The 24,840-nt window shown below is 71.1% G+C and carries 25 protein-coding genes and 1 tRNA gene; 14 read left to right on the top strand and 12 right to left on the bottom strand.

Translation table 11 applies throughout. The features are described from left to right. Positions 1-15: 15 nt before the first annotated feature. Positions 16-288 (top strand): DUF4242 domain-containing protein, encoded by a 273-nt coding sequence (locus tag ABD324_RS24835; protein ID WP_344421701.1) that lies wholly within the window; start codon positions 16-18, stop codon positions 286-288. Positions 289-359: 71 nt separating this feature from the next. On the opposite strand, the gene ABD324_RS24830 is transcribed toward ABD324_RS24835, so the two are convergent. From ABD324_RS24830 to ABD324_RS24820, 3 genes are all read right to left on the bottom strand, one after another. After that, complete coding sequence (locus ABD324_RS24830; protein WP_344421698.1) at positions 360-1,820, bottom strand: aldehyde dehydrogenase; 1,461 nt, start codon at positions 1,818-1,820, stop codon at positions 360-362. A 28-nt stretch (positions 1,821-1,848) separates the two neighbouring features. Beyond that, the gene (locus ABD324_RS24825; protein ID WP_344421696.1) at positions 1,849-2,649 is read right to left on the bottom strand and encodes an SDR family NAD(P)-dependent oxidoreductase; all 801 of its coding nucleotides are present in this window, start codon (positions 2,647-2,649) and stop codon (positions 1,849-1,851) included. 169 nt (positions 2,650-2,818) lie between these two features. Further along, positions 2,819-3,763 carry a TetR/AcrR family transcriptional regulator C-terminal ligand-binding domain-containing protein gene (locus ABD324_RS24820; protein ID WP_344421692.1) on the bottom strand — a complete coding sequence of 315 codons (945 nt, stop codon included), beginning with the start codon at positions 3,761-3,763 and terminating at the stop codon, positions 2,819-2,821. A gap of 88 nt (positions 3,764-3,851) precedes the next feature. On the opposite strand from ABD324_RS24820, the gene ABD324_RS24815 reads away from it, so the two are divergent. From ABD324_RS24815 to ABD324_RS24805, 3 genes are all read left to right on the top strand, one after another. Next, the gene (locus ABD324_RS24815; RefSeq protein WP_344421689.1) at positions 3,852-5,297 is read left to right on the top strand and encodes a cytochrome P450; all 1,446 of its coding nucleotides are present in this window, start codon (positions 3,852-3,854) and stop codon (positions 5,295-5,297) included. Further along, positions 5,290-6,498, top strand: coding sequence for an NAD(P)/FAD-dependent oxidoreductase (locus ABD324_RS24810; protein WP_344421685.1), 1,209 nt, complete (start codon positions 5,290-5,292; stop codon positions 6,496-6,498). Before ABD324_RS24815 ends, ABD324_RS24810 begins: the two co-directional genes overlap by 8 nt. A gap of 102 nt (positions 6,499-6,600) precedes the next feature. Next, positions 6,601-7,443: an IclR family transcriptional regulator gene (locus ABD324_RS24805; protein WP_344421681.1), complete on the top strand. Its 843-nt coding sequence runs from the start codon at positions 6,601-6,603 to the stop codon at positions 7,441-7,443. Positions 7,444-7,765: 322 nt separating this feature from the next. Here the strand turns inward: ABD324_RS24805 and ABD324_RS24800 are convergent, their stop codons facing one another. The 4 genes from ABD324_RS24800 to ABD324_RS24785 all read right to left on the bottom strand — a co-directional run bounded on the left by ABD324_RS24800 (position 7,766) and on the right by ABD324_RS24785 (position 11,217). Beyond that, positions 7,766-8,386, bottom strand: a complete 621-nt coding sequence (locus ABD324_RS24800) for a hypothetical protein (RefSeq protein ID WP_344421678.1) — start codon at positions 8,384-8,386, stop codon at positions 7,766-7,768. A gap of 200 nt (positions 8,387-8,586) precedes the next feature. After that, a complete protein-coding gene (locus ABD324_RS24795) occupies positions 8,587-8,997 on the bottom strand; it encodes a hypothetical protein (protein ID WP_344421675.1) in 411 nt (136 codons plus the stop codon). A 113-nt stretch (positions 8,998-9,110) separates the two neighbouring features. After that, complete coding sequence (locus ABD324_RS24790; protein WP_344421672.1) at positions 9,111-9,476, bottom strand: hypothetical protein; 366 nt, start codon at positions 9,474-9,476, stop codon at positions 9,111-9,113. A gap of 1,636 nt (positions 9,477-11,112) precedes the next feature. Then, on the bottom strand, positions 11,113-11,217 hold the full coding sequence (locus ABD324_RS24785; RefSeq protein WP_344421858.1) for a DUF2510 domain-containing protein: 105 nt from the start codon (positions 11,215-11,217) through the stop codon (positions 11,113-11,115). A gap of 421 nt (positions 11,218-11,638) precedes the next feature. Between ABD324_RS24785 and ABD324_RS24780 the strand changes: the two genes are divergently transcribed. Then, positions 11,639-11,833 (top strand): hypothetical protein, encoded by a 195-nt coding sequence (locus ABD324_RS24780; protein WP_344421670.1) that lies wholly within the window; start codon positions 11,639-11,641, stop codon positions 11,831-11,833. 720 nt (positions 11,834-12,553) lie between these two features. Next, positions 12,554-12,745, top strand: coding sequence for a site-specific integrase (locus ABD324_RS24775; protein ID WP_344421667.1), 192 nt, complete (start codon positions 12,554-12,556; stop codon positions 12,743-12,745). A gap of 88 nt (positions 12,746-12,833) precedes the next feature. On the opposite strand, the gene ABD324_RS24770 is transcribed toward ABD324_RS24775, so the two are convergent. Further along, positions 12,834-12,921: transfer RNA gene (locus tag ABD324_RS24770), tRNA-Leu, on the bottom strand. Between the two features lie 80 nt (positions 12,922-13,001). Between ABD324_RS24770 and ABD324_RS24765 the strand changes: the two genes are divergently transcribed. After that, a complete protein-coding gene (locus ABD324_RS24765) occupies positions 13,002-14,318 on the top strand; it encodes a M20/M25/M40 family metallo-hydrolase (RefSeq protein WP_344421664.1) in 1,317 nt (438 codons plus the stop codon). A 33-nt stretch (positions 14,319-14,351) separates the two neighbouring features. Then, positions 14,352-15,122, top strand: a complete 771-nt coding sequence (locus ABD324_RS24760) for an SDR family oxidoreductase (protein ID WP_344421661.1) — start codon at positions 14,352-14,354, stop codon at positions 15,120-15,122. Between the two features lie 54 nt (positions 15,123-15,176). Here the strand turns inward: ABD324_RS24760 and ABD324_RS24755 are convergent, their stop codons facing one another. From ABD324_RS24755 to ABD324_RS24745, 3 genes are all read right to left on the bottom strand, one after another. Further along, positions 15,177-16,262, bottom strand: coding sequence for an FUSC family protein (locus ABD324_RS24755; RefSeq protein WP_344421658.1), 1,086 nt, complete (start codon positions 16,260-16,262; stop codon positions 15,177-15,179). 62 nt (positions 16,263-16,324) lie between these two features. Beyond that, the gene (locus ABD324_RS24750) at positions 16,325-16,570 is read right to left on the bottom strand and encodes a DUF5703 family protein (RefSeq protein ID WP_344421655.1); all 246 of its coding nucleotides are present in this window, start codon (positions 16,568-16,570) and stop codon (positions 16,325-16,327) included. A gap of 120 nt (positions 16,571-16,690) precedes the next feature. Beyond that, positions 16,691-17,638, bottom strand: coding sequence for an aldo/keto reductase (locus tag ABD324_RS24745; RefSeq protein ID WP_344421652.1), 948 nt, complete (start codon positions 17,636-17,638; stop codon positions 16,691-16,693). Positions 17,639-17,800: 162 nt separating this feature from the next. Here ABD324_RS24745 and ABD324_RS24740 point away from each other — a divergent pair, with 162 nt between their 5' ends. The 6 genes from ABD324_RS24740 to gndA all read left to right on the top strand — a co-directional run bounded on the left by ABD324_RS24740 (position 17,801) and on the right by gndA (position 23,047). Further along, on the top strand, positions 17,801-18,622 hold the full coding sequence (locus ABD324_RS24740) for an undecaprenyl-diphosphate phosphatase (RefSeq protein ID WP_344421649.1): 822 nt from the start codon (positions 17,801-17,803) through the stop codon (positions 18,620-18,622). A 29-nt stretch (positions 18,623-18,651) separates the two neighbouring features. After that, positions 18,652-19,347 (top strand): histidine phosphatase family protein, encoded by a 696-nt coding sequence (locus ABD324_RS24735; protein WP_344421646.1) that lies wholly within the window; start codon positions 18,652-18,654, stop codon positions 19,345-19,347. Positions 19,348-19,407: 60 nt separating this feature from the next. After that, positions 19,408-19,998, top strand: coding sequence for a DUF3090 domain-containing protein (locus ABD324_RS24730; RefSeq protein ID WP_344421643.1), 591 nt, complete (start codon positions 19,408-19,410; stop codon positions 19,996-19,998). 6 nt (positions 19,999-20,004) lie between these two features. Next, positions 20,005-20,847 (top strand): SCO1664 family protein, encoded by an 843-nt coding sequence (locus ABD324_RS24725; protein ID WP_425565894.1) that lies wholly within the window; start codon positions 20,005-20,007, stop codon positions 20,845-20,847. Between the two features lie 83 nt (positions 20,848-20,930). After that, positions 20,931-21,458 carry a hypothetical protein gene (locus tag ABD324_RS24720; RefSeq protein ID WP_344421640.1) on the top strand — a complete coding sequence of 176 codons (528 nt, stop codon included), beginning with the start codon at positions 20,931-20,933 and terminating at the stop codon, positions 21,456-21,458. 146 nt (positions 21,459-21,604) lie between these two features. Then, positions 21,605-23,047, top strand: coding sequence for an NADP-dependent phosphogluconate dehydrogenase (gndA, locus tag ABD324_RS24715; RefSeq protein WP_344421637.1), 1,443 nt, complete (start codon positions 21,605-21,607; stop codon positions 23,045-23,047). 40 nt (positions 23,048-23,087) lie between these two features. Here the strand turns inward: gndA and ABD324_RS24710 are convergent, their stop codons facing one another. Continuing rightward, a complete protein-coding gene (locus ABD324_RS24710) occupies positions 23,088-24,788 on the bottom strand; it encodes an MFS transporter (protein ID WP_344421635.1) in 1,701 nt (566 codons plus the stop codon). Positions 24,789-24,840: the final 52 nt, after the last annotated feature.

The following is a 24,840-nucleotide window of genomic DNA, read 5'->3' as shown; positions in this document are numbered from 1 at the left end:
AGAGGAGCCCTGACGATGGCTCGCTACCTGGTGGAACGCACCTTCCCCGACGGCCTCGCGATCCCGGCCGACGACCGGGGTGCCGAGGTGACCCGCGGCGTCGTCGCGGGCAACGCCCAGCACGGGGTGACCTGGGTGCACTCCTACATCAACCCGGAGCGCACCGCGACCTTCTGCATCTACGACGGCCCCTCCCCGGAGTCCATCCGGGAGGCGGCCGCCACGACCGGCCTGCCGGTCGACCGGATCACCGAGGTCAGCGTCCTGGACCCGTACTTCTACCACTGATCCCGCGGGGGCTCACCGTCCGAACCCGACGGACGTGAGCCCCCGTCGGCCGCGCGGTCTCCGACCGCGCACTACCGGGTGCGCACGGTGGCGTTGATGATGATGCTCTTGGTCTCGAGGTACTCCTTGATCGCCGCGGTCCCGTTCTCGCGCCCCACCCCGGAGTCCTTCATGCCACCGAACGGGAACATGGCGCTCACCACCCGATAGGCGTTGACCCAGACGGTGCCCGCCTCCAGCCGGGGCGGGATGCCGACGGCCCGGGCGAGGCTCGAGGTCCAGATCGCGGCGGCCAGGCCGAAGTTCGTGTCGTTCGCGATCGCCACCGCCTCGTCGTCCGTGTCGAAGGGGATGACGACGAGGACCGGCCCGAAGATCTCCTCGCGGGCGATGCGCATGTCGTTCGTGACGTTGGTGAGGATGGTGGGTTGGACGAACCAGCCCTTCTCCCCGCCGTCCGGCAGGGCCCGGGCCCCGCCCAGGACCGCCGTCGCACCTTCCCGGCGGGCGACGTCCAGGTGCTCGAGGACGGCGGCGAACTGGGTGCGGGTCGAGATGGGCCCGATGTCGGTCGTCGGCTCGCCGGGGTCGCCGAGGGTCGCGTCCCGCATCGAGGCGACCAGCCGGTCGACGAACTCGTCGGCGATCGAGCGATGGACCAGGAGTCGGGAGCCGGCCATGCAGGACTGGCCGCTCGTCGAGAAGATGCCCAGGCTCACACCGGCCAGCGCCGCGTCGAGATCGGCGTCGGCGAAGACGATGTTCGGCGACTTGCCGCCGAGCTCCAGCGTCACGCTCCTGAATCCCTCCGCGGCGGACCGCGCCACCGCCGCGCCGCCCGCGTTGCCGCCGGTGAAGGCGACCTTGCGGACGAGCGGGTGCGAGGTCAGGGCGCTGCCGACCTCGTTGCCGTACCCGGTGACGACGTTGAGCACGCCCGGGGGGAAGCCGGCTTCGTCGAACAGCTCGGCCAGGGCCAGGATCGACGTGGAGGCGAACTCCGAGGGCTTGACGACGACGGTGTTCCCGGCGGCCAACGCCGGTGCGATCTTGGTGCTGGCCAGGAGCAGGGGGCCGTTCCACGGGACGATGCAGACCACGACGCCCATGGGCTGATAGGTCGTGTAGTGCAGCATCCCGGGCCGGTCGACCGGGGTCACCTGCCCCTCGACCTTGTCGGCCAGCCCCGCGTAGTACTCGTAGTAGCTCGCGATGTACTCGAGAGCACCGCCCTCGAGCTCCGTGCGCCGCCGGCCGACGTCGGTGACCTCCAGGTCGACGAGCGTGTCGCTGTTCTCCCGGATCAGCTGGGCGAGCCGGTGGAGGAGCCGGCCCCGCTCCGTCGCGGTGAGCCGTCCCCAGGCGCCCTTGCCGGCTTCGTGGGCGGCCTCGACGGCGAGGTAGGCGTCCGCCTCGCGGCCCCGGGGGATGACCGCCCAGGGCTCACCGGTGTAGGGGTTCTCCGTCTCGATCCACTCGTCCGCGAGCGCGGGACACCGGTCCGCGCCGATCGTCATCAGGAACTTCCGCATCGTGTCTCCGCTCTCCGCCCCGGCCTGCTCAGGGCAGGTACAGGCCCCCGTTGACGTGGATCGTCTGGCCCGTCATGTACCGGGCACCCGGCCCCATCAGGAACAGCGTCGGCGCGACGATGTCGTCGGGTTCGGCGAACCGGCCCAGCAGGATCATCTGCAGGCGCTTGCGGTAGGCCTCCTCGCCGAACCACTGCTCGGCGGAGACCTCCTGGTGCGCGTGGCCCTGGCCGCTGCCGCCCACCAGGAACGGCGTCTCGGTGATGCCGGGGGAGACGACGTTGACGCGGATGTCCGGCGCGAGCTCCTTCGCGACCGCCTTGGCGAAGGCGACCACGCCCGCCTTGGAGGCGCTGTAGGCGGCGAGCCCCGGCGGCGGCTGGACGGCGACGGTCGAACCGATCAGGACGATCGACCCCGTGCCGCGCGTGATCGCCGGGACCAGGGCCTTGGTCACGAGGAAGGCGCCACGCAGGTTGACGCTCTGGACCTGGTCCCACCGCTCGACCGGGTAGTCCATCAGCGAGGTGTCCTGGTCACCGATCCCGCTCACGTAGGCGAACGAGTCGATCTCGCCCCACCTCTCGCCGACCTCGGCGGCCGCCGCGGTGACGGAACCGGGGTCGGTGACATCGATCGGGAGCGAGGTCACGCCGGGGATCGGGCCGCCCTCCGCGATCGCCGTCGGTGTGTCCAGCGCCAGGACCTCGGCGCCCGTCTCCAAAGCCCGGCGGCACAGTGCCGCGCCGATCCCGCCGTGGCCGCCCACCACGACGATCTTCGAGCCCGGCACGGGCCCCAGACGCGGGAAATCGATCTTCTCGTGCACGTGGCGCGTCTCCTTCGACGAGTCTCGTCCGCAGGTCCCGGACCACCGGCCCGGCGATGCGCGACATCCCGGACCGTAAGCTCACCGAGAGGGATGCTCAACCCGCCCAGCGGAATGTCGGCATCCGAGCTGTGTCTCCAAATCCAGTTCGCAGACACAAGGGCGTCGGTCAGACCTCGTCCGCCTCCGTCCCGCTCCGCAGGCTCGCCCAGATCCGTGGCCAGGTGCCGTCCTCGACGAGATGCCGGTGCCACTTCCACACCGTCTGCCAGGGGCCGAACCGGTCGCGGGGCAGGTCGCGCCACGCGATCCCGGTCCGGTGGCGGTACACGATGCCCGCCAGGACCATGCGGAGGTCGGCCTGCGGGCGTCCGCCCCGGGGGTGCGGCGCGGGCAGCAGGGGCGCGACCCGTGACCACTCGTCGTCCGACAGCGCGGCGCGCCCGTGCTCCCCGTGCTCCGGTGGGCCTGCGGACGGCGGCGCATCCGGTGCCGGGCCGGGCCGCACCCCCTGCAGGACGGTGTCGAGCGCCCGGTCGGCGACGTCGGCGGAGAGCGGTGCCCCGGTGACGAGGAGCCGGTAGTAGAGGGCGCCGGTCAGGAGATCGACCAGCACGTCGTGGTCGACGTCGGGGCGCACGTCGCCCTCCGCGACCGCGGCGGCGAGGAGCCGCATGATGAGGGTCCGGCGCTGTGCGAGGAACCGCTCCCGGAACGCCCGTGCGATCTGCGCGTCGTGCTGGGCGTCGCCCACGATCCCGGCGACGAGCCGGCCCGTCGGGCCGCTCAGGAAGCCCGCAGCCTCCGTCAGGTGGGTGCGGAGGTTGCTCAGCGCGGAGCCTTCGTGCACGAACGGCTCCGACGGGCCGCGCTGGCCCAGCAGGGCTTCCATGGCGACGTCGGAGCGGTTGTTCCACCAGCGGTAGATCGTGGCCTTGGCGACGCCGCTGCGCTCGGAGATCGCGTCGATGGTCAGGCGCGCGAAGCCGACGTCCCGCAGCAGGGTCGTGGTCGCGTCCAGCACCGCGTCCTCGACCCGCCGGCTCGGCCCCCGCCTCGTCGGCGGGGGCTCGTCCGCCGCTGTGCCGGGACCGGGCCGGCGTGCGCTCTCCATGACGACAGTATGGCAACCCGTCAAGAATGAACGTATCGTCTTGTCCGGCGCTGCCCGTCCTGCCCGGCCCGGTTCCCTCGGAGGTCCCATGTCCGCTGCGGCCACCTGCCCCTTCGACCACCACGCTCTCGGGGACGAGGTGTCGATACGGCGGTCCTACGACCGGCTCCGCGCCGAGGGAGTGGTGCGATCCCCCGAGCACGGCGGCTTCTACGTGCTCTCGCGCCACGCCGACGTCATGGCCGCGTTGCGCGACCCCGCGACGTTCGTGTCGGGGCGGGGTACCCGCATCCCGGCGATCGGCGAGGACAAGGCGATCCCGCTCGACTACGACCCGCCGCGCCACTCCGGGTACCGCGCCCTGTTCACCGACCGGATCAGCCCCGAGACCGTGCGGGACATGACGCCCGGTCTCACCGCCCTCGTCGGTGAGCTCCTCGACGCCTTCCTCGCCAGGGGCGGTGGCGAGTGGGTCGCCGAGGTGGGGCTCGCGCTGCCCCTGAAGGTGCTCGAGCACCTCGTGGGGTTCTCCGCCGAGACCGTGAGCCGGTTCCGGGTGATCACCGAGGAGTCGTGGCGGGACATCGCCAGCATGCCGCTGGACGAGGCGCGCTCGGGCATGCGCGAGCTCGTGCGGCAGGAGGTGGCCCGGCATCGCGGGACGCGCCCGCAGGACTACATCACGCAGCTGCTGGACCGGGAGATCGACGGCAGGCCGATCACGGACGACGAGATCGAGCGGACCCTGATGACCTTCGCCATCGCCGGGCACGAGACCACGATGAACGCCTCCGGGTGGCTCCTCCACCTCTACGCCGGCGATCCCCGGTCGCAGGCGCGGATCCGGGCGGACCCGTCGCTGATCCCGCAGTACGTCGAGGAGGCCCTCCGCTTCGGCACGCCGGTCCAGACCCTCGGGCGCTACACGACCCGCGACGTCGACGTCGACGGCGTCACGATCCCGGCCGGCTCGCGGGTCCTGCTCGTCTACGCGGCCGCCAACCACGACCCGGCGAGGTTCGACCACGCCGACGAGTTCGACGTCGATCGCTCCGCGGCCGGCCATCTCACCTTCGGGTTCGGGCGGCACCAGTGCGCGGGCGCCCTGCTGGCGCGGACGGAGCTGCGCCTGCTGCTGGAGAAGCTCGTGACCCTGCCCGCGATCGTGCCCGCCGGGGAGGCGGACCTCGGGGGCCTGATGGGCGGCACCCACCACGGCCCCCGGTCGCTGCCGCTGCGGTTCGCCACCGACCCGGCGGAAGGAGCCCGGGACCCACACCGGGAGGAGGCGACGCCGACCCTCGTCAGGTCGTCGTCGACGACCGAGGTCCTCGAGCTGGACCTGGACCGGTGCAGCGGGTACGGCAACTGCGTCTTCGCGGCCCCCGCCCTGTTCGACCTGGACCTGGGCTCCAACGTCGCCGTCCTGGTGAAGGACACGTGGGACGAGGGGGAGCGAGCCGCTGTCGCGGCCGCCGTCGGGGACTGCCCTGCGCACGCCCTGCGGCTGCGCGACCGGGAGCACCGTGCCTGACGGGGGCGCGGGCTCGGCGAGGACGTCGACGCGGACCGTCGTGATCGTCGGCGCCTCGGTGGCCGGGGTGCGCTGCGCGACCGCGCTGCGCGACGCGGGCCACGACGGGCGGATCGTCCTGCTCGACGCCGAGGACGAGACGCCGTACGACAAGCCTCCGCTGTCCAAGAACCTCGCACCGGACGACGGCGTGCCGCTGCTCGTCGAGCGGGGTGTCCTCGGGGCTCGCGGCATCGAGTTCCACGGGGGCCGTCCCGCCGTGGGCCTCGACCTCTCGCGTCGTGTCGTCGAGACGTCCGACGGGGTGATCGCCTTCGACGACCTCGTCATCGCCTCCGGGTGCCGGCCTCGCCGACTGCCGGCGCCGTTGCCCCCACGAGCCACGTACGTGCGCACGAAGGACGACTGGGCGCGGCTGCGTGAGGCCGTGGCCCGGGGCGGGCGGCTCCTCGTGGTCGGCGCGGGCTTCCTGGGGTTGGAGACCGCGGCGGCGGCCCGCCGCCAGGGTATGCAGGTCACCGTCTTCGACGTCGCGCCGCAGGTTCTCCGGCGTGGCGTCCCGGCGTCCGCCGCGGAGATCATCGCGGCCGGGCACCGCGAGGAGGGTGTCGAGCTCCGGCTCGGGATCAGCAGCCCGACGGTCGACGGCGACGCCGGTGGCGCCGTCGTCGACGGCGTCGCAGGGGACTTCGCCATCGTCTCGATCGGGGCGGTGCCGGCCGTCGACTGGCTCGCCGGATCGGGTCTCGCCCTCGACGACGGCGTCGTCTGCGACTCCGGGCTCCGCGCAGGCGAGGGGATCTGGGCGATCGGGGACTGCGCCCGGTGGCACAACGCCCGCTACGGAGAGCTCCGCCGCACCGAGCACTGGACGACGGCGACACAGCACGGCAGGCACGTCGCCGGGTCGATCGCCGCGGGGACGGCGACCCCGTTCGGCGAGCTCCCCTACGTGTGGTCGGACCAGTTCGGCCGGCGGATCCAGACGGTCGGCGTCGGCGGCGACGAGGAGATCACCTGTCGGGCACCCGACGGTGCACCCGTCGTCCTGTCGGTCCGCGACGATCTGGTCACCGGTGTCACCACGATCGACGCACAGGCCGTGTGCCTGAAGGCGCGTCTGCTCCTGCGCGACGAGGACCGTCGGGTGGACGAGGTGCGGGGCGCCCTCGGCCTGGGCGGTCTCGCTCCGGTCCGGTGACGAGCCGTGCCTGCGGCCGGGGCCGGGTCGCGGGGGTGTCGACGATGGTCCGTGGCCGGCGGGTGGGACGGCCCCGGCGCGGTGACGGGAAGGACCGGTCGGATGCGCGACGACGATGACGAGACGGTTCGCACGGACGAGGGTCCGACCCGGATCGGCCGCAACGGTGTGCAGGCGGTGGAGCGGGCGGTGCGTCTGCTGGAGGTCCTGGCCGCGGCCGGGACCCCCCGGACGATGCAGGACCTCGCCGCCGAGCTGGGATGCAGTCCGAGCACCGCGCACCGGATCACGGCCACCCTGGCCCAGAGCGGGCTGCTCCAGTTCAATCCCGTCACCCGGCGGTACGGCCTCGGCGCCGGCATCACCCGGCTCGCGAAACGCCGTGCCGCCCAGTTCGACCTGGCCTCGGTGGCCCAGCCGTTCATGAATGAGCTGCGTGCGGCCACGGACGAGACCGTCTCGCTGTGGGTGCGCTCGAACGACGCCAAGGTGTGCGTCGCCGTCTCGGAGGGCTCGCACGAGATCCGCCAGTACGTGGCGGTCGGGACCCTGGCCCCGATGGAGCTGAGCCCCGGCTCCCGCGTCCTCATGGCGGACGAGACCCGCGAGACGGTCCGGCGGTGGGTCCGCGGCATCCTCGGCGAGGCGGCGGCTGTGGAGGCGGCAGCTGTGGAGGCGACGGTCCTGGCGGAGGTGGCCGGTGTGCGCCGGACCGGCGTCGTGATGCTGTCCGACGAACCGGGTAACCGGCACCATCCCGACGTCGCGACCGTGGCGGCGCCGATCTTCGGAGACGGTGGGGCGATCGTTGCCGCACTCGTGGTCGCGGGGCCGAACCGGCGGTTCACCGGTGACCGGATGCGCGACTCGCGGGAGCCGTTGAAGGCGGAGGCCCTGGCGATCTCCTCCGCGCTCGGCGGGGACCCCGGAAATGCTCTCAGCTGACCTCGACCCGCAGGTAGCCACGACGTTGTGTCCGGAGGAGGACGTGGAGTCCCGTGCGACCACCACGTTGGACTACGGCAACGGTGGTTGGCTGCTCGATGGGTTCGGCGCTCACAGTCGCGGTACGCCTTCCCGCTTGACCAGTGGTGGCTGGTCAAGCGGGCGCCCGTCGGGCTGTGGCGGATGCATCCGGCTTCGTTGAGCCGATGCGCAGAGGGCCGGTACCGATCTTGGTGTCGGCCATCTGGCCTTTGCCGTGGGCGGGCGGTTATCGCAATTCCCGATCGACCCAGATCCGAAAACTAACCTTCAGATGGCTCGATCAATAGGTGGCATCATCGCTGGAACCGTCAGTCTGAGCTTCCACCTGTTCAATATGGCCATCAAGCGACTTCTGCCAGCGGAATCCGGCGGAGTCTACGAACTCAAGGGTCGCGGAGGCAAACTCCCGGAACTTCGCTGTCGGTGCTGGCGCCAGCTGCCGCCTGCCCTCAAGGCGCTCCTGGAATTCATTAGGGCGTGTGACAGTGAGTTCAATCGGATAGTCGGAAGTGGGAGTCACTACTCGATTTCGTAGCTGAGTGACAACCGGGATCTCCTCGCGCCAAGTCCAGGGGATCTCTCCATCGGTCCCTTCTGTTAGCCAGAATTTGAACACAACCTCGCAGGACTTCAGGGTGATGGGTGTCGGCGAGCTGTTCATCAGCTTAATGACAACGTCTGGGATGTCAAAGACTACCTGGATCGGCTTCAGGGCTTCGATGCCGGCGCTGGTCTCCTCGACACGCTTCGAACTCGTGATCCAGAAATTGACTAGTCGAGCCTGGGAAGTCTTCCTGTCGAACTCCTGTTGCGCGAGTTGTTGCCGCTGGAGTTCAAGTGTTTGCTGCTGCGCCTGGTTTGTCTTCACCGTCGCCCATGCTGCAAACGCAGCAACTGTCACCGCCAGAACACTTCCGCTTGCAGCTACCCAGTCCGCGAGGCTGCCAGGGCTATCCCAGAACCAGACTGCAGCCTCAGCAGCCGCCGCCCCAAATCCATGGACCATCAGCTACGCATCCCGCTCGGCGGTTTCGCTCACAGTGGGGAGCATGCCCGGTCACGCGTCAAACCTGAAGGAGGCCACTGACCGCCCTGATCCGCTTAGCGCCAGGCAAGGGCCTGACCTAGTCGGGCAGCGTTCAACATCTCGATGACGACTTCCGCGACAAAGTGCGGCGCCTCCATGTGGACCAGGTGCCCAGCCTCCTGCGCCACGACCTGCTGTGCGGCAAGCCGGTCGACCCATTCCCGCTGTCGGTCCGCCCATATGCCATCGACTTGCTGCAAGGTCAGCAGTGCCCAGATGTGAGCACTTTCGACGTTGCGGACCCCGATCTTCTCCCAGTACCAGCCACGCTCGTGTAGCTCGTTCGCCGCCACAGTCTCAGTGATCTTGCGGGTCTCCCGAGCCTGTCGGATCGCCTCGACGAGTTGCTCATCGGTCAGCTTGTCGGGGCCGACGACGCCCCGCCACACGAAACCCGGCCGCTGCGATGCGACAACCCCGCTCATCAGAAGTGACGATGGGCGTTCGTCCGAGTAGCAGCCGTATCGGATGGTCGCGATTTTCTCCAGGTGACCAATCCCCGCGGGCCGCAAGGTCAGCCGTACTGGCTGCATTGCAGTCAGGTCGTGAGCGCCCACTCCCACCCGCCATTGCGGGCCGGATCAAAGACGAGCACACCGGTTTGGCCCTTCGGAACGTCGAGCACGACGTCGAAGCTGTACGTGCGGTTCGGCTTGATCTGCGGTGCGTCGTAGTGACAGATCGCTGCGGCAGTGGTCGACGCCTCCACGGAGCGGCCGTCTGCGCCCACAAACTCCCAGCCGGCGCCAAAGAGGATCGCAGGCAGGACGTTGTTCGGATCGTCCTTCGAGACCGCATCGACCTTCAGCGACACCAGCCGGCCATTCTTCGGTGCCTCTCGACCGCTGCTGCTGTCGCAGCGAGGCTCGGTGATCTGCTGGACGGTGAAGTCCAGGACGTGCACGTTCGATGAGGTACCTGTTGTGACGATGGCGGCCTGGCCCAGCTGTTTCGGCAGGGCACCACGCGGCGACAATCCCGTGGGTGATGTGGGGGCCGCGGCTGCGGGTGCTGGCGCGACGGTTGCCGGAGCAGCCGGAGACACGGCACCTGGTGAGGAGCATGCGGCCAAGCCGAACGCGGATACGGACATCAGAAGCAGAAGAGCGCGACGCACGCTCATCAGTCGCCGAATGCAATCTGGCCGTTACCGCGGCCGGTTCCGGTGTCGCGCGTGCGCGCTTCCTCCCGCGCGACTCGTTCCTCCGTCCACCAGCCGCTTCTCGCCGAGAGTTGCCCAAACAGGGCCAACTCCTCGACGGTGACGCGACGCGGGTCGGAACACGACCATTGGTGCTCGTTGCAGAGATAGTTGATGTGCGCCGCTCGGGACGCTCGCTGTAGGGCGAGCAGTTCATCCACTCGATCGGCCGGCCGCATGTGCCTGAGTGCCCGACGTGGTTCCTCACCGGGCGCTCGCACCCCCGCGCGACTCTCCTGCGCACGCTTCCCCAGCGACAATCCGGGCCGCGGGGGAAGCGCAGCGGCGACCAGGGCTACGTCACCACCGCTTCCCTGGTCACGTGCTCGTACACCTCGGGCCAGGCCCACGCCGTTGCCGACGGGGAGTCTGTGAAAATGCGGACCGTGATCCGGTCCGCGCGCTATGCGCTGCTCGCTCTCGTCGTCCTATTCACGCTCACGGGGTGCGGTGCCGGCGCCTCGACTCCAGCTACCCCGAGCGCAGCCACGACAGAGGTGCTCAGCGCGCAGGAACAGGCATTCGTGGCACGGGCACGCAAAGTGGTGCCGCGGCTTGTCGGAGACGACGAGCGCCTCGCCGCGCGGGGCGCGAACACGTGCGACTCCGCAGGGGACGGGCGCCCGGAAGCGGCTGTTGTCGACCAAGCGGTGCAGCGGTTCTCGTCCGGGTCATACCAGGTGACCCGCGGCGAAGCCCAGCAACTCGTCGCGGCAGCGCGGGCGACCGTCTGCGTCAAGTAGGTCAACCGCTATCGCTGGCAATGCCTCTCCCGGGTGCCATACAGCTCGGCGGGGGAGGCCAAAAAGGCAAGCCCGGCCCGCACCAAAGATGGCCCGGCCACGTAGGTCGGCGGGCCATTGCCGCATCGGCCTCAGCTGAGGATTGCGATTGTGAAGACGACTGCAAGGGCAGCCAAGGCTCCGTTTGCGATCATCCCGCCCAATGCGACGCCCTCACCCATCCGCACCTGGGCCGCCTTCCGGTAACCGATCATGCTCACGCCTAAGCCAGTCACTGCGGTTAGGAACCCGATGAACGGGACCCAGCAGAGGCAGAACGCGACCACGCTGACGGCTACTCCGGCATAGGCCAACGGGTTCCCTGCCGCGCCTCGATCAGTCGGGGCGATGTAGGGCGGCGGCACCGAGTACCGCCACCGCTGCCATTCAACTGCCTGCTCGGTCGGCGTCAGCTCGTCCCAACGACGCGCTCGCCAGCCGATCGGGAGCGGCTGCATGGGGCGGTAGGGGAGGGCTTGGTCAAGTCCTTCTGGGCCGGGTACTGACGGGCCGGGTGGTGGAAGAGCAGTCATCGCACAGCGTCGGTACGCACCAGGTCAGCCGCGAGGTGCGAGCTGCTCGGTCCAGTTCTGGCCGTCCCACCACCTGAGCATGTGTGGGCGGTCCGCGTCCGGGTACCAACCCGCAGCCGGCGGCTGCATCGGCGCCGGCGCAACCTGCGGAGCAGGAGCCTGAGCCGCGACCCGCTGGGCGGCACGCTCTGCCCGCGCATGCTGTTCGAGCAGCTGGGTCTGCTTCCGCATCTCCTTGAGCTGTCCCTTAGCCACGCGTTGCTTCTTCGAGTTCGGGCGCACGACACCGAGGGTGCCCACGGCGAGCGACTTCCGGATCAACCCCATACGTCCGACTTCGCAGCCAGTGGCCACGGCGTTTCTCAGTGTCATCAAATTTCGGTAGGCAGGGCGCAAACCGCTCACCCTCGGGCATGCCGTCCCGCCGACCTGGGAAAGCTGCCAGGACCCGGGTGCGTGGAGCCCCCGTAGGCGCGACCCTGCCGAGGTGGCCGACAGCGAGGACGACTACTTCGGGGGCGAGGACCTCTAGGACATCGCCGAGCAGCGGTTGATCGCTCTCGTTGGGCCGGTGCTGCGCGACGTCGGTCACGCCGCGGCCCCCGCTACGTCGATGCGGAGCATGTCGCAGGACGGGCAAGGCGACGAACCCGCCAAGAGGGGCAGCGCCTACCTCTCCGTGCTCTGGCAGATCGGGGACGACGCCGAGGTACAGCAGATCATCGCGGACGGGCCAGCCCTGTAGCTAACTCATCGAGTCAGCTCGCAAGTAGGTCGACGTGGAATCCGGCGACCAACAGAAAGTTCGCCACGTAGCGCAACGCCTAGCCAGGCTTCTTCAAGCCAAGCATGTTAGCCGGGGTCGAGACCAAGAAGGCCGCTTCGAATGCGACAAGCGACAAGCGAGAAAGCAGAACGAATAGTAGGATCCCAGGCGCAATACTCAGGGCGAAAGCCGGGGACAGTCGGCAGAAGGGCACCCGCCAAGGGATCGACAGGGCCACCAGCAGCGCGACGTCAGCCGGGAGGAGGACAGATACCGGACCTACGACGATGCGATTGAATTGCTGTTGCGACAGCTTCCCGCGTGGCTCATCGCGCTGACCTGGTTCCCACTCAATGGTCGGATCCCCATCCGGCGTGGCGCGGTGCTGGTCAAGCACCACGGGCCGAGGAAGACAGTCGAGATTGGTCCGCCGAAGAACTCGCGGGCACGCGTAGTTGATATCGTGCTCGGACTGTGGGTGTTCTCCGCCGTCGCCGTACGTAGTTCGCTGAGCTGGATCTGTCGTGGGTTCGTGATGCTGCGCCTGTCACTCCGAGCAGAAGCGGCGACGTCCGCCACCCGGAACGGTTCCTGCGTTTCTTCGTCGATCGGCTGGCACGGGCCGAGCGCCTTCTCGCCGAAGTGGAGCTTGTCTCGGCTGCTGTACTCGCGCAGCGGACGATGGGGGAGATAGTTCCTGTGATCCGTCTGCGCGACCTGCGCCACACCCACGCGACCGCCCTCCTTGTCGCGGGTGTGCACCCCAAGGTCGCACAGGAGCGCGTCGGGCAGGCGACGATCTCGATCACGCTGGACACGTACTCGCACGTCATCCCGACGATGCGGTGCGAGGCGGCTGGCACCTTTGCAGCGGTGGTGTTCGGACGATGACTTCACGCGCCTGGCATCACCGGAGAAGCAGAGGCCGCATCGGGGCGCTGGCGCCAGGCCATCGACCTGGGCGTTCTCCGGGATGATGTGGTGTCCGAGGGGGGACTTGAACCCCCACGCCCGTTAAAGGGCACTAGCACCTCAAGCTAGCGCGTCTGCCATTCCGCCACTCGGACCTCGCCGGGCGATGCCCGGCGCGATGGGGGAAGCATAGCGGAGCGTTCCGGGGGGTCTCGCAGGTGGTAGGAACATCCACATGACCGGCTCCCCGACCGCGCCGGACGAGGTCGTCCAGCTCTGCTCCGACCTCATCCGCTTCGACACCTCCAACACCGGCGATCCGCAGACCGTGAAGGGCGAACGGGAGGCGGCGGAGTACGTCGCGGGCAAGCTCTCCGAGGTGGGGTACGAGGTCGAGGTGCTCGACTCCGGGGCCCCCGGGCGCAGCAACGTGTTCGCCCGCCTGAAGGGTGCCGACCCGTCGCGCGGCGCGCTGCTGGTGCACGGCCATCTCGACGTGGTGCCCGCCGAGCCCTCCGAGTGGTCCGTGCACCCCTTCTCCGGGGCGGTGCAGGACGGCTACGTGTGGGGCCGCGGCGCCGTCGACATGAAGGACATGGTGGCGATGACGATCGCCGTCGCGCGGCAGTTCAAGCGCGAAGGCTTCGTCCCCCCGCGGGACATCGTGTTCGCGTTCCTGGCGGACGAGGAGGCCGGCGGGTCCTACGGCTCGCACTGGCTCACGAAGAACCGGCCGGACCTGTTCGAGGGCTGCACCGAGGCCGTCGGGGAGGTGGGCGGGTTCTCGCTCACGCTGGGCCAGGACCGCCGCGTCTACCTGATCGAGACGGCCGAGAAGGGCATGGCCTGGATGCGCCTGCGCGCCAAGGGAAAGCCCGGGCACGGCTCGTTCCTCCACGACGACAACGCCGTCACGATCCTGGCCGAGGCGGTGGCGCGGCTGGGCAACCACCGCTTCCCGCTCGTCCTCACCGACACCGTGCGCTCCTTCGCCGAGCACATCCGCGAGCTCACCGGCATGGAGTTCCCGGACTCCGACATCGAGGGCGCCTTCGCCAAGCTCGGCCCGGTGGCCCGCATGGTCGGTGCGACGGTGCGGGACACCGCGAACCCGACGATGCTCTCCGCGGGGTACAAGGCGAACGTGATCCCGTCGACGGCCGAGGCGACGGTGGACTGCCGCGTGCTGCCGGGCCGCCGGGACGCCTTCCTGCGCGAGGTCGACGAGCTGCTCGGCCCGGACGTCGAGCGGGAGTGGATCCAGGACCTGCCGGCGCTCGAGACCGAGTTCGACGGGCCGCTGGTCGAGGCCATGGCCGCTGCGCTGCGGACCGAGGACCCCGAGGCGCGGACCGTCCCGTACATGCTCTCGGGCGGCACGGACGCCAAGGCGTTCGTCGACCTGGGCATGCGCTGCTTCGGGTTCGCTCCTCTGCGGCTGCCCCCGGAGCTGGACTTCGCCTCGCTCTTCCACGGCATCGACGAGCGGGTGCCGGTCGACGCGCTGGAGTTCGGGACGAAGGTGCTGGACCGCTTCCTGCGGACGGCGTGAGCGGGATCATCGATACGGCGTGAGGATGTGCTGATGGATCTCACGGGCAAGGTCGCCCTCGTCACCGGGGGTGCGTCGGGCATCGGCGCGGCGGCGTCCGCGCGGCTGGCGGCGGCCGGCGCGGCGGTGGTCGTCGCGGATCTCGACGGCGAGCGGGCCGGGCAGGTCGCGGAGCGGATCGGCGGCAGCGCGGAGGTCGCGGACGTCACGGATCCCGAGGCGATGGCCGGCCTGGTCGCGGCCGCCGAGGAGCGGCACGGCCGGCTGGACCTGGTGCTGCTCAACGCCGGCGTCACGGCCGGGCAGTCCGGCGTCGAGAACCTGGATCTCGCCGGGTACCGGCTGATCATGGGCGTGAACCTCGACCACGTCGTGTTCGGGACGGCGGCGGCAGTGCCGGCGCTGCGCCGGGCCGGGGGTGGCCGGATCATCGCGACGGCCTCGCTCGCCGGGCTCGTCGCCATGCCGGGGGATGCGCTCTACACGGCGTCCAAGCACGCGGTGGTCGGGTACGTGCGGTCCGCCGCACCGGTGCTGGAGGCGGACGGGATCGTCGTCAACGCGGTGTGCCCGGGCTTCGCGGACACCCCCCTGATCGCCCGGGCCAAGGACCAGTTCGGGGACTTCCCGCTGCTCACGCCCGACGACGTGGCGGCGGCGATCGAGGGGATCCTCGAGCGCGGGGCGCCGGGGGAGTGCTGGTTCGTGCAGCCGGGCCGCGAGCCCGCCCCCTACGGTTTCCGCGGCGTGCCCGGCCCGAAGGGCGCCGGTGCCCCACCGCCGGTGAGCTGGGAGTCGCACTGAGCCCGATCGGGCGGGGCAACGGTCGGAAATCGACCGTTGCCCCGCCCGATCCGGTCAGCCGATGGCCGTGGGCGGGCCCAGCGGGGCCTGGGGGCCCTGGAGGACGGTCAGGATCCTCGTGAGGGGACGGCGCCCCACGACGCCGAGTGGGCCGGGATCGGCCGTGGAGTCGTCGGCGAGGATCCGCCGGGCCGCGGCGAGCGCCGACGCAGCCTCGGACGGGGACGCGACCTCCGCGGCAGCCCCGGACGGCGTGGCTCCGGACGGCGTGGCTGAGGGGGTGGTCGGGGTGGGGACCACGGAACCGATCGTGCCCTGCCTCGCCGCGGCGTCGACGGCGTCGGCGACCGCGCTTTCCACCTCCGCCGCGTGCGGCCCGTACTCCGCCAGCCAGGGGGCCGCGTCCGGGCGGGCGCGCATCTCGGCGAGGTCCTCGGCGTGCACCCGGACCAGGGCGGCGATGGTCGTCGTCGCGTCGGCGACGGGGCCGAGCGCGGCGACCTCCGCGCTGAAGCGGCGGCGCCAGTAGGGGTGCACCCGCACCGCCCTGCCCGCCTTCGCGAGCTCCGGGCCGAGGTCGTGCGCTCGCCGGTCCAGCGTGCGGGCGTCGGTGACGAGTGCGGCGGGCGAGCCGGTGCCGCGGCGGACCCCGGCGGCGTCCCGGAGCACGGTGGCGCAGGAGCCCGTGACCTCGTCGAGCCGGGACCGGAAGGCGCGCACCGGGTTCGTCGGGAACAGCAACGGGGCGAGGACGACGGTGACCCCGACCCCCACGGCCGTCTCCCACATCCGGGACAGCGCATAGGCCTCCGGCGCGGGATTGGACAGCACGAGCAGGCCGGACACGGCGACCTGGATGTTCATCGCGCCGCCGGCCCGCAGCACGAGACCGATCCCGAGCGCGACCGCCAGGACCAGCGCCACCGCCCCGGTCGAGGGCCGCAGCCAGGCCAGCACACCGATCCCGACGAGCAGCCCGGCGACGACGCCGACCATCCGGGTGAAGGACAGGTTCCAGGCCGTCCCGGGCTCGTCCCGCAGCGTCAGCAGGGGCACGATCACCGCGTAGATCGGCGGCTGCGTCGCCCCGAGCCACACGCAGATCTGCCAGCCGAGCGCCGCCGCCACGACGATCCGCACGACGTACGGCCCCTCGACGGGGAGCCGCGCCCGGACCGCACCGAGGTGCGATCGCAGGGTGGTCAGTACGACAGCTCCGGGAGCATCTGCCCGGTGCGCTTGCGGCGCAGCCACACCTTGCGCACACCGCCCGGGTAGAGCCGGACGCGGGAGAGCTCCCAGCCCGAGTACTCGGCCTGGATCGCCAGCCGCACCGCCGCCGTCAGCCGCGGGACGTCGCCGTCGATCCGGAGGGGGCGGTACTCCCAGTCCCCCTCCACGGTGATATTCCCGTCGGAGTCGACGGCCTCCACCGAACCGGTCGCCACCGGTCACCTCCTGACGTGCTCGCTCCCCCCGGTGAACGCGGGGTGACAGGACAACCATAGGCGCGTGCCCGGTACCCGGGCCAGGTCCGTCCGCGGGCTCCGTGGAGCCCGGCGGGCGAGTCAGACGGGGGCGCTCACGTCGTCGAGTGCGCTGCGGATCTCCGGCGGCAGCGAGACCGCCTCCGTGGCCAGCGAGGCTGTGAGCTGCGCCGCATCCCGCGCGCCGACGACGGCCGAGGCGACCCCGGGCCGGTCCCGCACCCAGGCGAGAGCGACGGTCAGCGGCGAGGTCCCGAGCCCGTCCGCGGCGGTCAGGACCGACTGGACGATCCGGGCGCTGCGCTCGTTGCGCCGGGCCTCGACGTACCCCGCGAACAGCGGCGAGGCGGCGCGGGAGTCGGCCGGGGTGCCGTCCGTGTACTTGCCGGTGAGCACCCCGCGCCCGAGCGGCGCCCAGGCGAGCAGGCCCAGGCCGTGATGGCGCGCGGCCGGCAGCAGCTCGGCCTCCGCCCCGCGGTGCAGCAGCGAGTACTCGGCCTGCGCCGAGACGGGCATCACGACGTTGCCCAGGCCGCGGGCGCGTTCGGCCACCGTGGCGAGCTGCCAGCCCGCGGGCGCGACGAGCCCGGCGTAGCGGACCTTGCCGGCGAGGACGGCGACCTGGACGGCCGAGAGCGTCTCCTCCAGGGGGACCGAGGAGTCCCAGGCGGGGAGCTGCCAGAGGTCGAGACGGTCCGTGCGCAGCCGGCCGAGGGTGGCGTCGAGGGCCTGGAGCAGGGCGCCGCGGGCCGGGGCCTCGCCGAGCGCGCCGGGCGGCGGACCCCCGCGGCCAGCGATGACGAGATCGTCCCGGTCCACCAGGCCGTCCGCGAGGTGGGCGCCCAGGATGTCCTGGGCGGTGCCGTCGCCGTAGACGTCCGCGGTCTCGACGAGCGTCCCGCCGGCCTCGACGAAGGCGATCAGCTGCTCGCCCGCGCCGTCCGCGTCCGTGTCCTCGCCCCAGGTCATGGTGCCGAGGCCGATCCGCGAGACCTGCAGCCCGGACCCGCCCACCCTCCTGCGCAGCACGCCGCCGAGCCTGCCATCAGGGGGTGCGGCGGCCGTGGCCCACCCCGGTCTCGCTACCGTGACGCCCCGTGATCCCAGGAGACGCCGCATGAGCGAGCCGGCGAGCGAATCATCAGCACAGCGCTCCAGGTCAGTGCCGAGCTCGCGCAGCGAGCGAGCGCGATGAGCTGGTTCGAGGTCGTGGTCCTGGGCCTGGTCCAGGGGCTGACGGAGTTCCTGCCGATCTCGTCCTCCGGGCACCTGCGGATCGTCTCCGGGCTGTTCTTCCACAACGACCCCGGCGCCGCCTTCACCGCCGTCACCCAGATCGGCACCGAGGTGGCGGTGATCGTCTACTTCGCCAAGGACATCTGGAGCCTCATCGTCACGTGGTTCCGCGGGCTGCGGGATCCCGAGGTGCGGGGGACCCAGGAGTACCGGATGGCCTGGATGGTGATCATCGGCACCATCCCGATCGGCCTGCTGGGCATCCTGCTCAAGCACCAGATCGAGACGGTCGCGCGCAACCTCTGGCTCATCGCGACCACGCTCGTGGTGTTCGGCATCCTGCTCGGCCTCGCCGAGCGCTTCGGCCGCCAGGAGCGGCCGATCGAGAAGCTGACCATGAAGGACGGCATCGTGCTGGGTTTCGCGCAGGCGATGGCGCTGGTCCCGGGCGTCTCGCGCTCCGGTGGCACGATCACGGTCGGCCTGTTCCTCGGCCTGCAGCGCGCCGCGGCGGTGCGGTTCTCCTTCCTGCTGGCCATCCCGGCGGTGTTCGCGTCCGGCCTGTTCACGCTGCCGGACGTGCTCAAGAGCGACGGGACGACGCCGGCGCAGCTGGTCGTCGCCGTGGTCATCGCGGGGCTCGTCGGCTACGCGGTGATCGCCTGGCTGCTGCGGTTCGTCGAGAAGAACTCGGTGTACGTGTTCGTGGCGTACCGGATCGCGCTCGGGTGCGCGCTGCTGGCCGCGCTGGCCATCGGCGCCGTGTCCGCCACCTGACGCCGGACCGACACGTACGCTCGATCACCGTGACCACCCTGATCCTGCTCCGGCACGGCCGGTCGACGTCGAACACGTCCGGCGTGCTGGCCGGGCGCACCCCCGGCGTCGAGCTGGACGAGAAGGGCCGCGAGCAGGCCGCGAAGGTCGTCGAGCGGCTCGCCCCGGTGCCGCTGGCGGCGATCGTCACCTCGCCGCTGGAGCGGTGCCGGCAGACCGTCGCGCCGCTCGCCGCCGCCCGCGCGCTGGAGCCGGTGATCGAGCCGGGCATCACCGAGGTGGACTACGGCGAGTGGACCAACCGCGAGCTCAAGGAGCTGGGCAAGGAGGAGCTCTGGAAGGTCGTCCAGGCGCACCCCTCCGCGGCGGTGTTCCCCGGCGGTGAGGGGCTCGCGGACATGCAGTGCCGGGCGGTCGCGGCCATCCGCCGTCACGAGCGCCGGATCGCGGCCGAGCACGGGCCCTCCGCGGTGTGGGTGGCGTGCAGCCACGGGGACGTCATCAAGTCCGTGGTGGCGGACGCGCTGGCGAGCCACCTGGACAACTTCCAGCGGATCGTCGTGGACAACTGCTCGATGTCGGTGATCACCTACACGCAGACCCGGCCCTTCGTGGCCCGGGTGAACGACGTGGGCGGGGACGTCTCCGCGCTGATCCCGAAGGTCGAGAACGCCGCCGCGGAGCCCAGCTCGGAGGCCGTCGTGGGCGGGTCCACAGGGGTCTGAAGCCTGCCTGGACACACCGGCGTGCCGTGGGCTCCCGGGTGGCCTACTCTGGAATTCGCCATGTCACGCGTCATCCACGTCTTCCGTCAGCCCGAGCGCTTCGTCGCCGGGACCGTCGGCGAGCCCGGCGACCGGGCCTTCTACCTGCAGGCGATCGAAGAGGCCCGCACCATCAGCGTCCTGCTGGAGAAGCAGCAGGTCTCGGTGCTCGCAGAGCGGATCGACGCGCTGCTGACCGAGGTCGCGCGCCGGTTCGGCGATGCCGAGGCCGCGCCGGAGCCCGCCGCGTCGGACACCGATCCGCTCGCCGTCCCGCTCGAGGAGGAGTTCCGCGTCGGGACGATGGGCCTCGGCTGGGACGCCGACTCGAAGTCCATCGTGGTCGAGCTGCTCGCGGTCAGCGAGGAGGAGGTCGACGAGTCCGTCGTGCTGGACGACACCGAGGAGGGGCCGGACGCGCTGCGCGTGTTCCTGTCCCCGCCGCAGGCCCGGGCGTTCGCCGAGCGGGCCGAGAAGGTCGTCTCCGCCGGTCGCGCGCCCTGCCCGCTGTGTGCCGAGCCGCTCGATCCCGAGGGGCACATCTGCGTGCGGCTCAACGGCTTCCACAAGCGGTCCCCGATGGGGGACGCGGCCGCCGACCCGGGTGAGTAACCGGGCTTGAGCGACGCACCGGATCCCCTCCCCACCCCGCAGGAGGACAGGGTCGACCTCCGAGACCCCGCGGTCCTCACGCTGCTGCAGCGCGGGAAGATCGACATCACCGGCCGGATGGTCGACGCGTCGAACGCGACGCTGTTCGGCACCGTGTCCGGCGACGGCGAGACGCTGCAGTGCGTCTACAAGCCGGTGCGCGGGGAGCGGCCGCTCTGGGACTTCCCGGACGGCACCCTGGCCGGTCGCGAGGTGGCGTCCTACCTGGTCTCGGAGGCCGCCGGGTGGCACGTCGTGCCGCCGACGATCCTGCGGGGGACGGGCCCGTTCGGGCCGGGGATGCTGCAGGCCTGGGTCGACACCGACACCACGGACGGCCTGGTCGACGTGTGCTCCCCGAAGGCCGTGCCCAAGGGCTGGCGCCGGGTGCTCCGGGCCCGGGACGGGGAGGGCTCGCCCGCCGTGCTGGCCCACGCGGACGATCCGCGGCTGCGGGCGATGGCCGCGTTCGACGTCGTCGTCAACAACGCGGACCGCAAGGGCGGGCACGTGCTCGCGGGCGACGACGGCCGGGTCTACGGCGTCGACCACGGCCTCACCATGCATACCGAGGACAAGCTGCGGACGGTGCTGTGGGGCTGGGTCGGCGAGCAGCTGGCCGAGGCCGAGATCGAGGCGCTGTCGCGGCTGCGGGCCGAGCTGGCGGGCACGCTCGAGGACGATCTGGGCCCCCACGTCACGCTCACCGAGATCCGCACGCTGACCGAGCGGGTGGATCTCCTGCTGGCGGTGCCCCTGTTCCCGGAACCCTCCGGATACGGGCCCGCGATCCCCTGGCCGGCCTTCTGAGCGCTGCTCCGAACGGCGTCGTCACGGCTGACTACGCAGGTCGACGTATGGTGGGCGGCCTCGTTCGCGGCGATGCTGCGCGGGTGGAACGCGGGTTGTGCCGTGCGGTGCCGTACGCACCGGCCGACTGGCGGCGCCTGCTGTGCTCCGTCGCGCTCGGCTTCGCCGCGACGGGGAACCCGCCGCCGTCGCTCTCACCGGCCGCCACCCGGCTCGTCGCGGCGCTCGCCCCCGCCGCCCGCCGGGCCCGGCCGGGGGAGCACCACCTCGAGCCGCGGCTCGTGCACGTGACCGTGGACGCCGACGACGTCGCGGAGCTGGGCTCGCACGCCCGCGCACTGGGCAGGCAGCTGCTCGCGACCCCCGCGGCGGCCGGGACCGGGTCGTCCGCCGGGCCGGGGCCGAGCGCCGTGGCCCTGCCCGACCTCGTCCGGGACCTGGCGATGGTCCACGGGCTGCTCGACCTCGATCCCGGCGTCGACGGGATCGTGCTGCGCCGCTGGGGTGCCGACGGCCCGCTGATCGTCCCCCCGCCGCCGGAGGCGCTCGAGGCGCACCACCACCTCGCCGGTCGCGTGTTCGCCATGTGGGACGCGGGCACCCGGTCCTGACACCGGCCCGCCCGATCCGGATCACACCGTGCGGGGGAACTCAGGTCCTCGCAGGCGGCGGCCGGGAGCGGCAAGATGGGGCACCGGTAACGGGCTGTCCCGCTGGCGGGCACCCGCGGAGAGCTGACCCCGAGCGAGGGAGCGACATGGCCCAGAACGAGGCCACGAAGAGCCGGATCGGCGTGACCGGGCTCGCGGTGATGGGGGCCAACCTGGCCCGCAACATGGCGCGCAACGGGTTCACGGTGGCCGTGCACAACCGCACCACCGCGAAGACCCGGGAGTTCATCGAGGAGTACGGCCCGGAGGGCGCGTTCACCGCCGCCGAGTCCGTGCAGGACTTCGTCGACGCGCTGGAGAGCCCGCGGACGATCGTGGTGATGGTGAAGGCGGGCAAGCCCGTCGACGCCGTCATCGAGGAGCTGACGCCGCTGCTCGACCAGGGCGACATCATCATCGACGCCGGCAACTCCCACTTCCCGGACACCGTGCGCCGCACGGCCGAGTGCGAGGCCAACGGCATCCGCTTCATGGGTGTCGGCGTGTCCGGCGGCGAGGAGGGCGCGCTGCTCGGGCCGAGCATCATGCCCGGCGGCGACACCGAGGCCTACGCGACCGTCGAGGAGATCTTCACCACGATCTCGGCGAAGGTCGACGACACCCCCTGCTGCGTGCACGTGGGCCCCGGCGGTGCCGGGCACTACGTGAAGATGGTGCACAACGGCATCGAGTACGCCGACATCCAGCTGATCGCCGAGGCCTACGACCTGCTCACGAACGTCGCGGGCCTGGACGCGCCGGCCGTCGGGAAGATCTTCGAGGAGTGGAACACCGGCGACCTCGACTCCTTCCTGATCGAGATCACCGGCAAGGTCCTCGCCAAGACGGACGCGAAGACCGGCCGCCCGCTGGTCGACGTGATCGTGGACAAGGCGGGCCAGAAGGGCACCGGCACCTGGACCGCGATCGACGCCCTGGGCCTGGGCATCCCGCTGACCGGCATCACGGAGGCCGTGTTCGCGCGCGGGCTGTCCTCGCTGAAGGAGGAGCGGACTGCGGCGGCTGCCGTGCTCGCGGGCCCGACGCCGTCGAAGGAGGTCGACGAGTCCCTGGTCGAGGACATCCGCCAGGCGCTCTACGCGTCCAAGGTCGTCGCGTACGCGCAGGGCTTCGCCCAGATGCGCGCCGCCTCGGTGGAGAACGGCTGGGACCTCAAGCTGGGCGAGATGGCCACCATCTGGCGCGGCGGCTGCATCATCCGGGCGCGGTTCCTCAACCGCATCCGCGAGGCCTACGACCAGCACCCGGACCTGGACAACCTGCTGATGGTCCCGTACTTCACCCAGGCCGTGGCCGACGCGCAGGACGCCTGGCGGCGGGTGATCGTGAAGGCCACGGAGCAGGGCGTGCCGATCCCGGCGTTCAGCTCCTCGCTGAGCTACTACGACGGCTACCGCCGGGAGCGGGGCCCGGCCAACCTGATCCAGGGCCTGCGCGACTTCTTCGGCGCGCACACCTACCAGCGCACCGACGAAGAGGGCGCCTTCCACACCCGCTGGTCCCAGGACGGCACCGAGGTCAAGTCCTGACCCCGTGAGTGGCGATAGTCGCCATGGCGACTATCGCCACTCACGACACGGGGTGGGGTTCGCGCGCCGGTTCCACGTGCACGTACTTCCCGCCGCGCAGCAGGCTCGCCACCGCCGCGACCAGGCACGCGCCCGCGGCGAAGGCGAGCGCGTAGTTCAGGCCCGAGGCGAACGGACCGGAGATCAGGTCGGGGAAGAACGCCCGGCCCGCCAGGTACCCGGACCGGGCCGGCGTGAGCGCGTCGAGGACCTGGGGACCCAGCAGGGTCTGGATGGGGTTGTAGCCCAGCAGCGCGGCGAACAGCGTGGCGACGGGCGGCAGCCCGGACACCTGCTGGGCCACGGCGGCGGGCACCCCCTGTTCCGTCAGCCCCGTGAACAGGGACTGCGGCAGCGTCGCGGACAGCCCCAGGATCAGCATCGAGAAGAACAGCCCGATGGACAGGACGGTCGCGGCGTTCTGGAAGGTCGTCATCATCCCGGCGCCCGCGCCGCGCCGCTCGGCCGGCAACGCGTTCATGATCGCGGCCCGGTTGGGGGAGCCGAACAGGCCGTTGGCCAGCCCGTTCAGGGCCAGGATCAGCGCGAACGCCCAGTAGGGGAAGTCGACGGGCAGCAGGTCGAGCAGCAGGAAGCTGGCCGCCGCCGCGACCATCCCGCCGGTGGCGAAGGCCCGGGCGCCGTGGCGGTCCGACAGCACCCCGGAGATCGGCCCGGCGACGAGGAAACCGATGGTCAGCGGCACCATGTAGATCCCGGCCCACAGCGGCGTCTGTTCGAAGCCGTAGCCGTGCCGGGGCAGCCAGATGCCCTGCAGCCAGATGATCAGCACGAACTGGAGCCCGCCGCGGCCGAGCGAGGCCAGCAGGTTGGCGACGTTGCCGGCGGTGAAGGCGCGGATCCGGAAGAGCGCGAGCGCGAACATCGGGTCGGCCACCCTGGTCTCGACGATGCCGAACAGGCCCAGCACCGCGATGCCGCCGACGACCAGGCCCAGGACCAGCGGGCTCGTCCAGCCCATGGTGTGCCCGCCGTAGGGCTGGATGCCGTAGGTGATGCCGACGAGGATCGCGACGAGCCCGACGGCGAAGGTCAGGTTGCCCCACCAGTCGATCCGCGCGGCACGCCGCTGCCCCGTCTCACGCAGCATGAAGTAGGCCCAGACCGTGCCGAACAGGCCGACCGGCACCGACACGAGGAACACCAGGTGCCAGTTGACCGGCGCGAGCACCCCGCCCACGACCAGGCCGAGGAACGACCCGGAGATGCCGGCGACGGAGTTGATGCCCAGGGCGAGGCCCCGCTGGTGGTTCGGGAAGGCGTCGGTGAGGATCGCGGTCGAGTTCGCCAGCAGCAGCGCGCCGCCCACGCCCTGCAGCACCCGCATGACGATCAGCCAGAGCGCGCCCGCGCTGCCGTGCAGCCACGTGGCGGCGAGCAGGATCGAGAACACCGTGAAGACGGCGAAGCCCAGGTTGTACATCCTGGTGCGGCCGAACATGTCCCCGAGCCGCCCGAAGCTGACCACCAGCACCGCGGTCACCACGAGATAGCCCATGATCAGCCAGAGCAGGAAGCCGATGTTGCCCGGCGCGAGCGGGTCGATGCCGATGCCGCGGAAGATGTCCGGCAGCGCGATCAGCAGGATGGACATGTTGATCGAGACGATCAGGACGCCCATGGTGGTGTTCGTGAGGGCGACCCATTTGTAGCGGTCGGGACCCGCAGTGCCTCTTAGCATCGCTAATGATGATAGCGCGCAACCGTCCGCCCCACAGCACGACCTGCGGGAT

Source organism: Pseudonocardia ailaonensis (assembly GCF_039531635.1).
In the GTDB taxonomy this organism is placed as follows: domain Bacteria; phylum Actinomycetota; class Actinomycetes; order Mycobacteriales; family Pseudonocardiaceae; genus Pseudonocardia; species Pseudonocardia ailaonensis.
The sequence above is the reverse complement of the archived record's forward strand: the minus strand, read 5'-3'. Positions and strand labels throughout refer to the sequence as shown.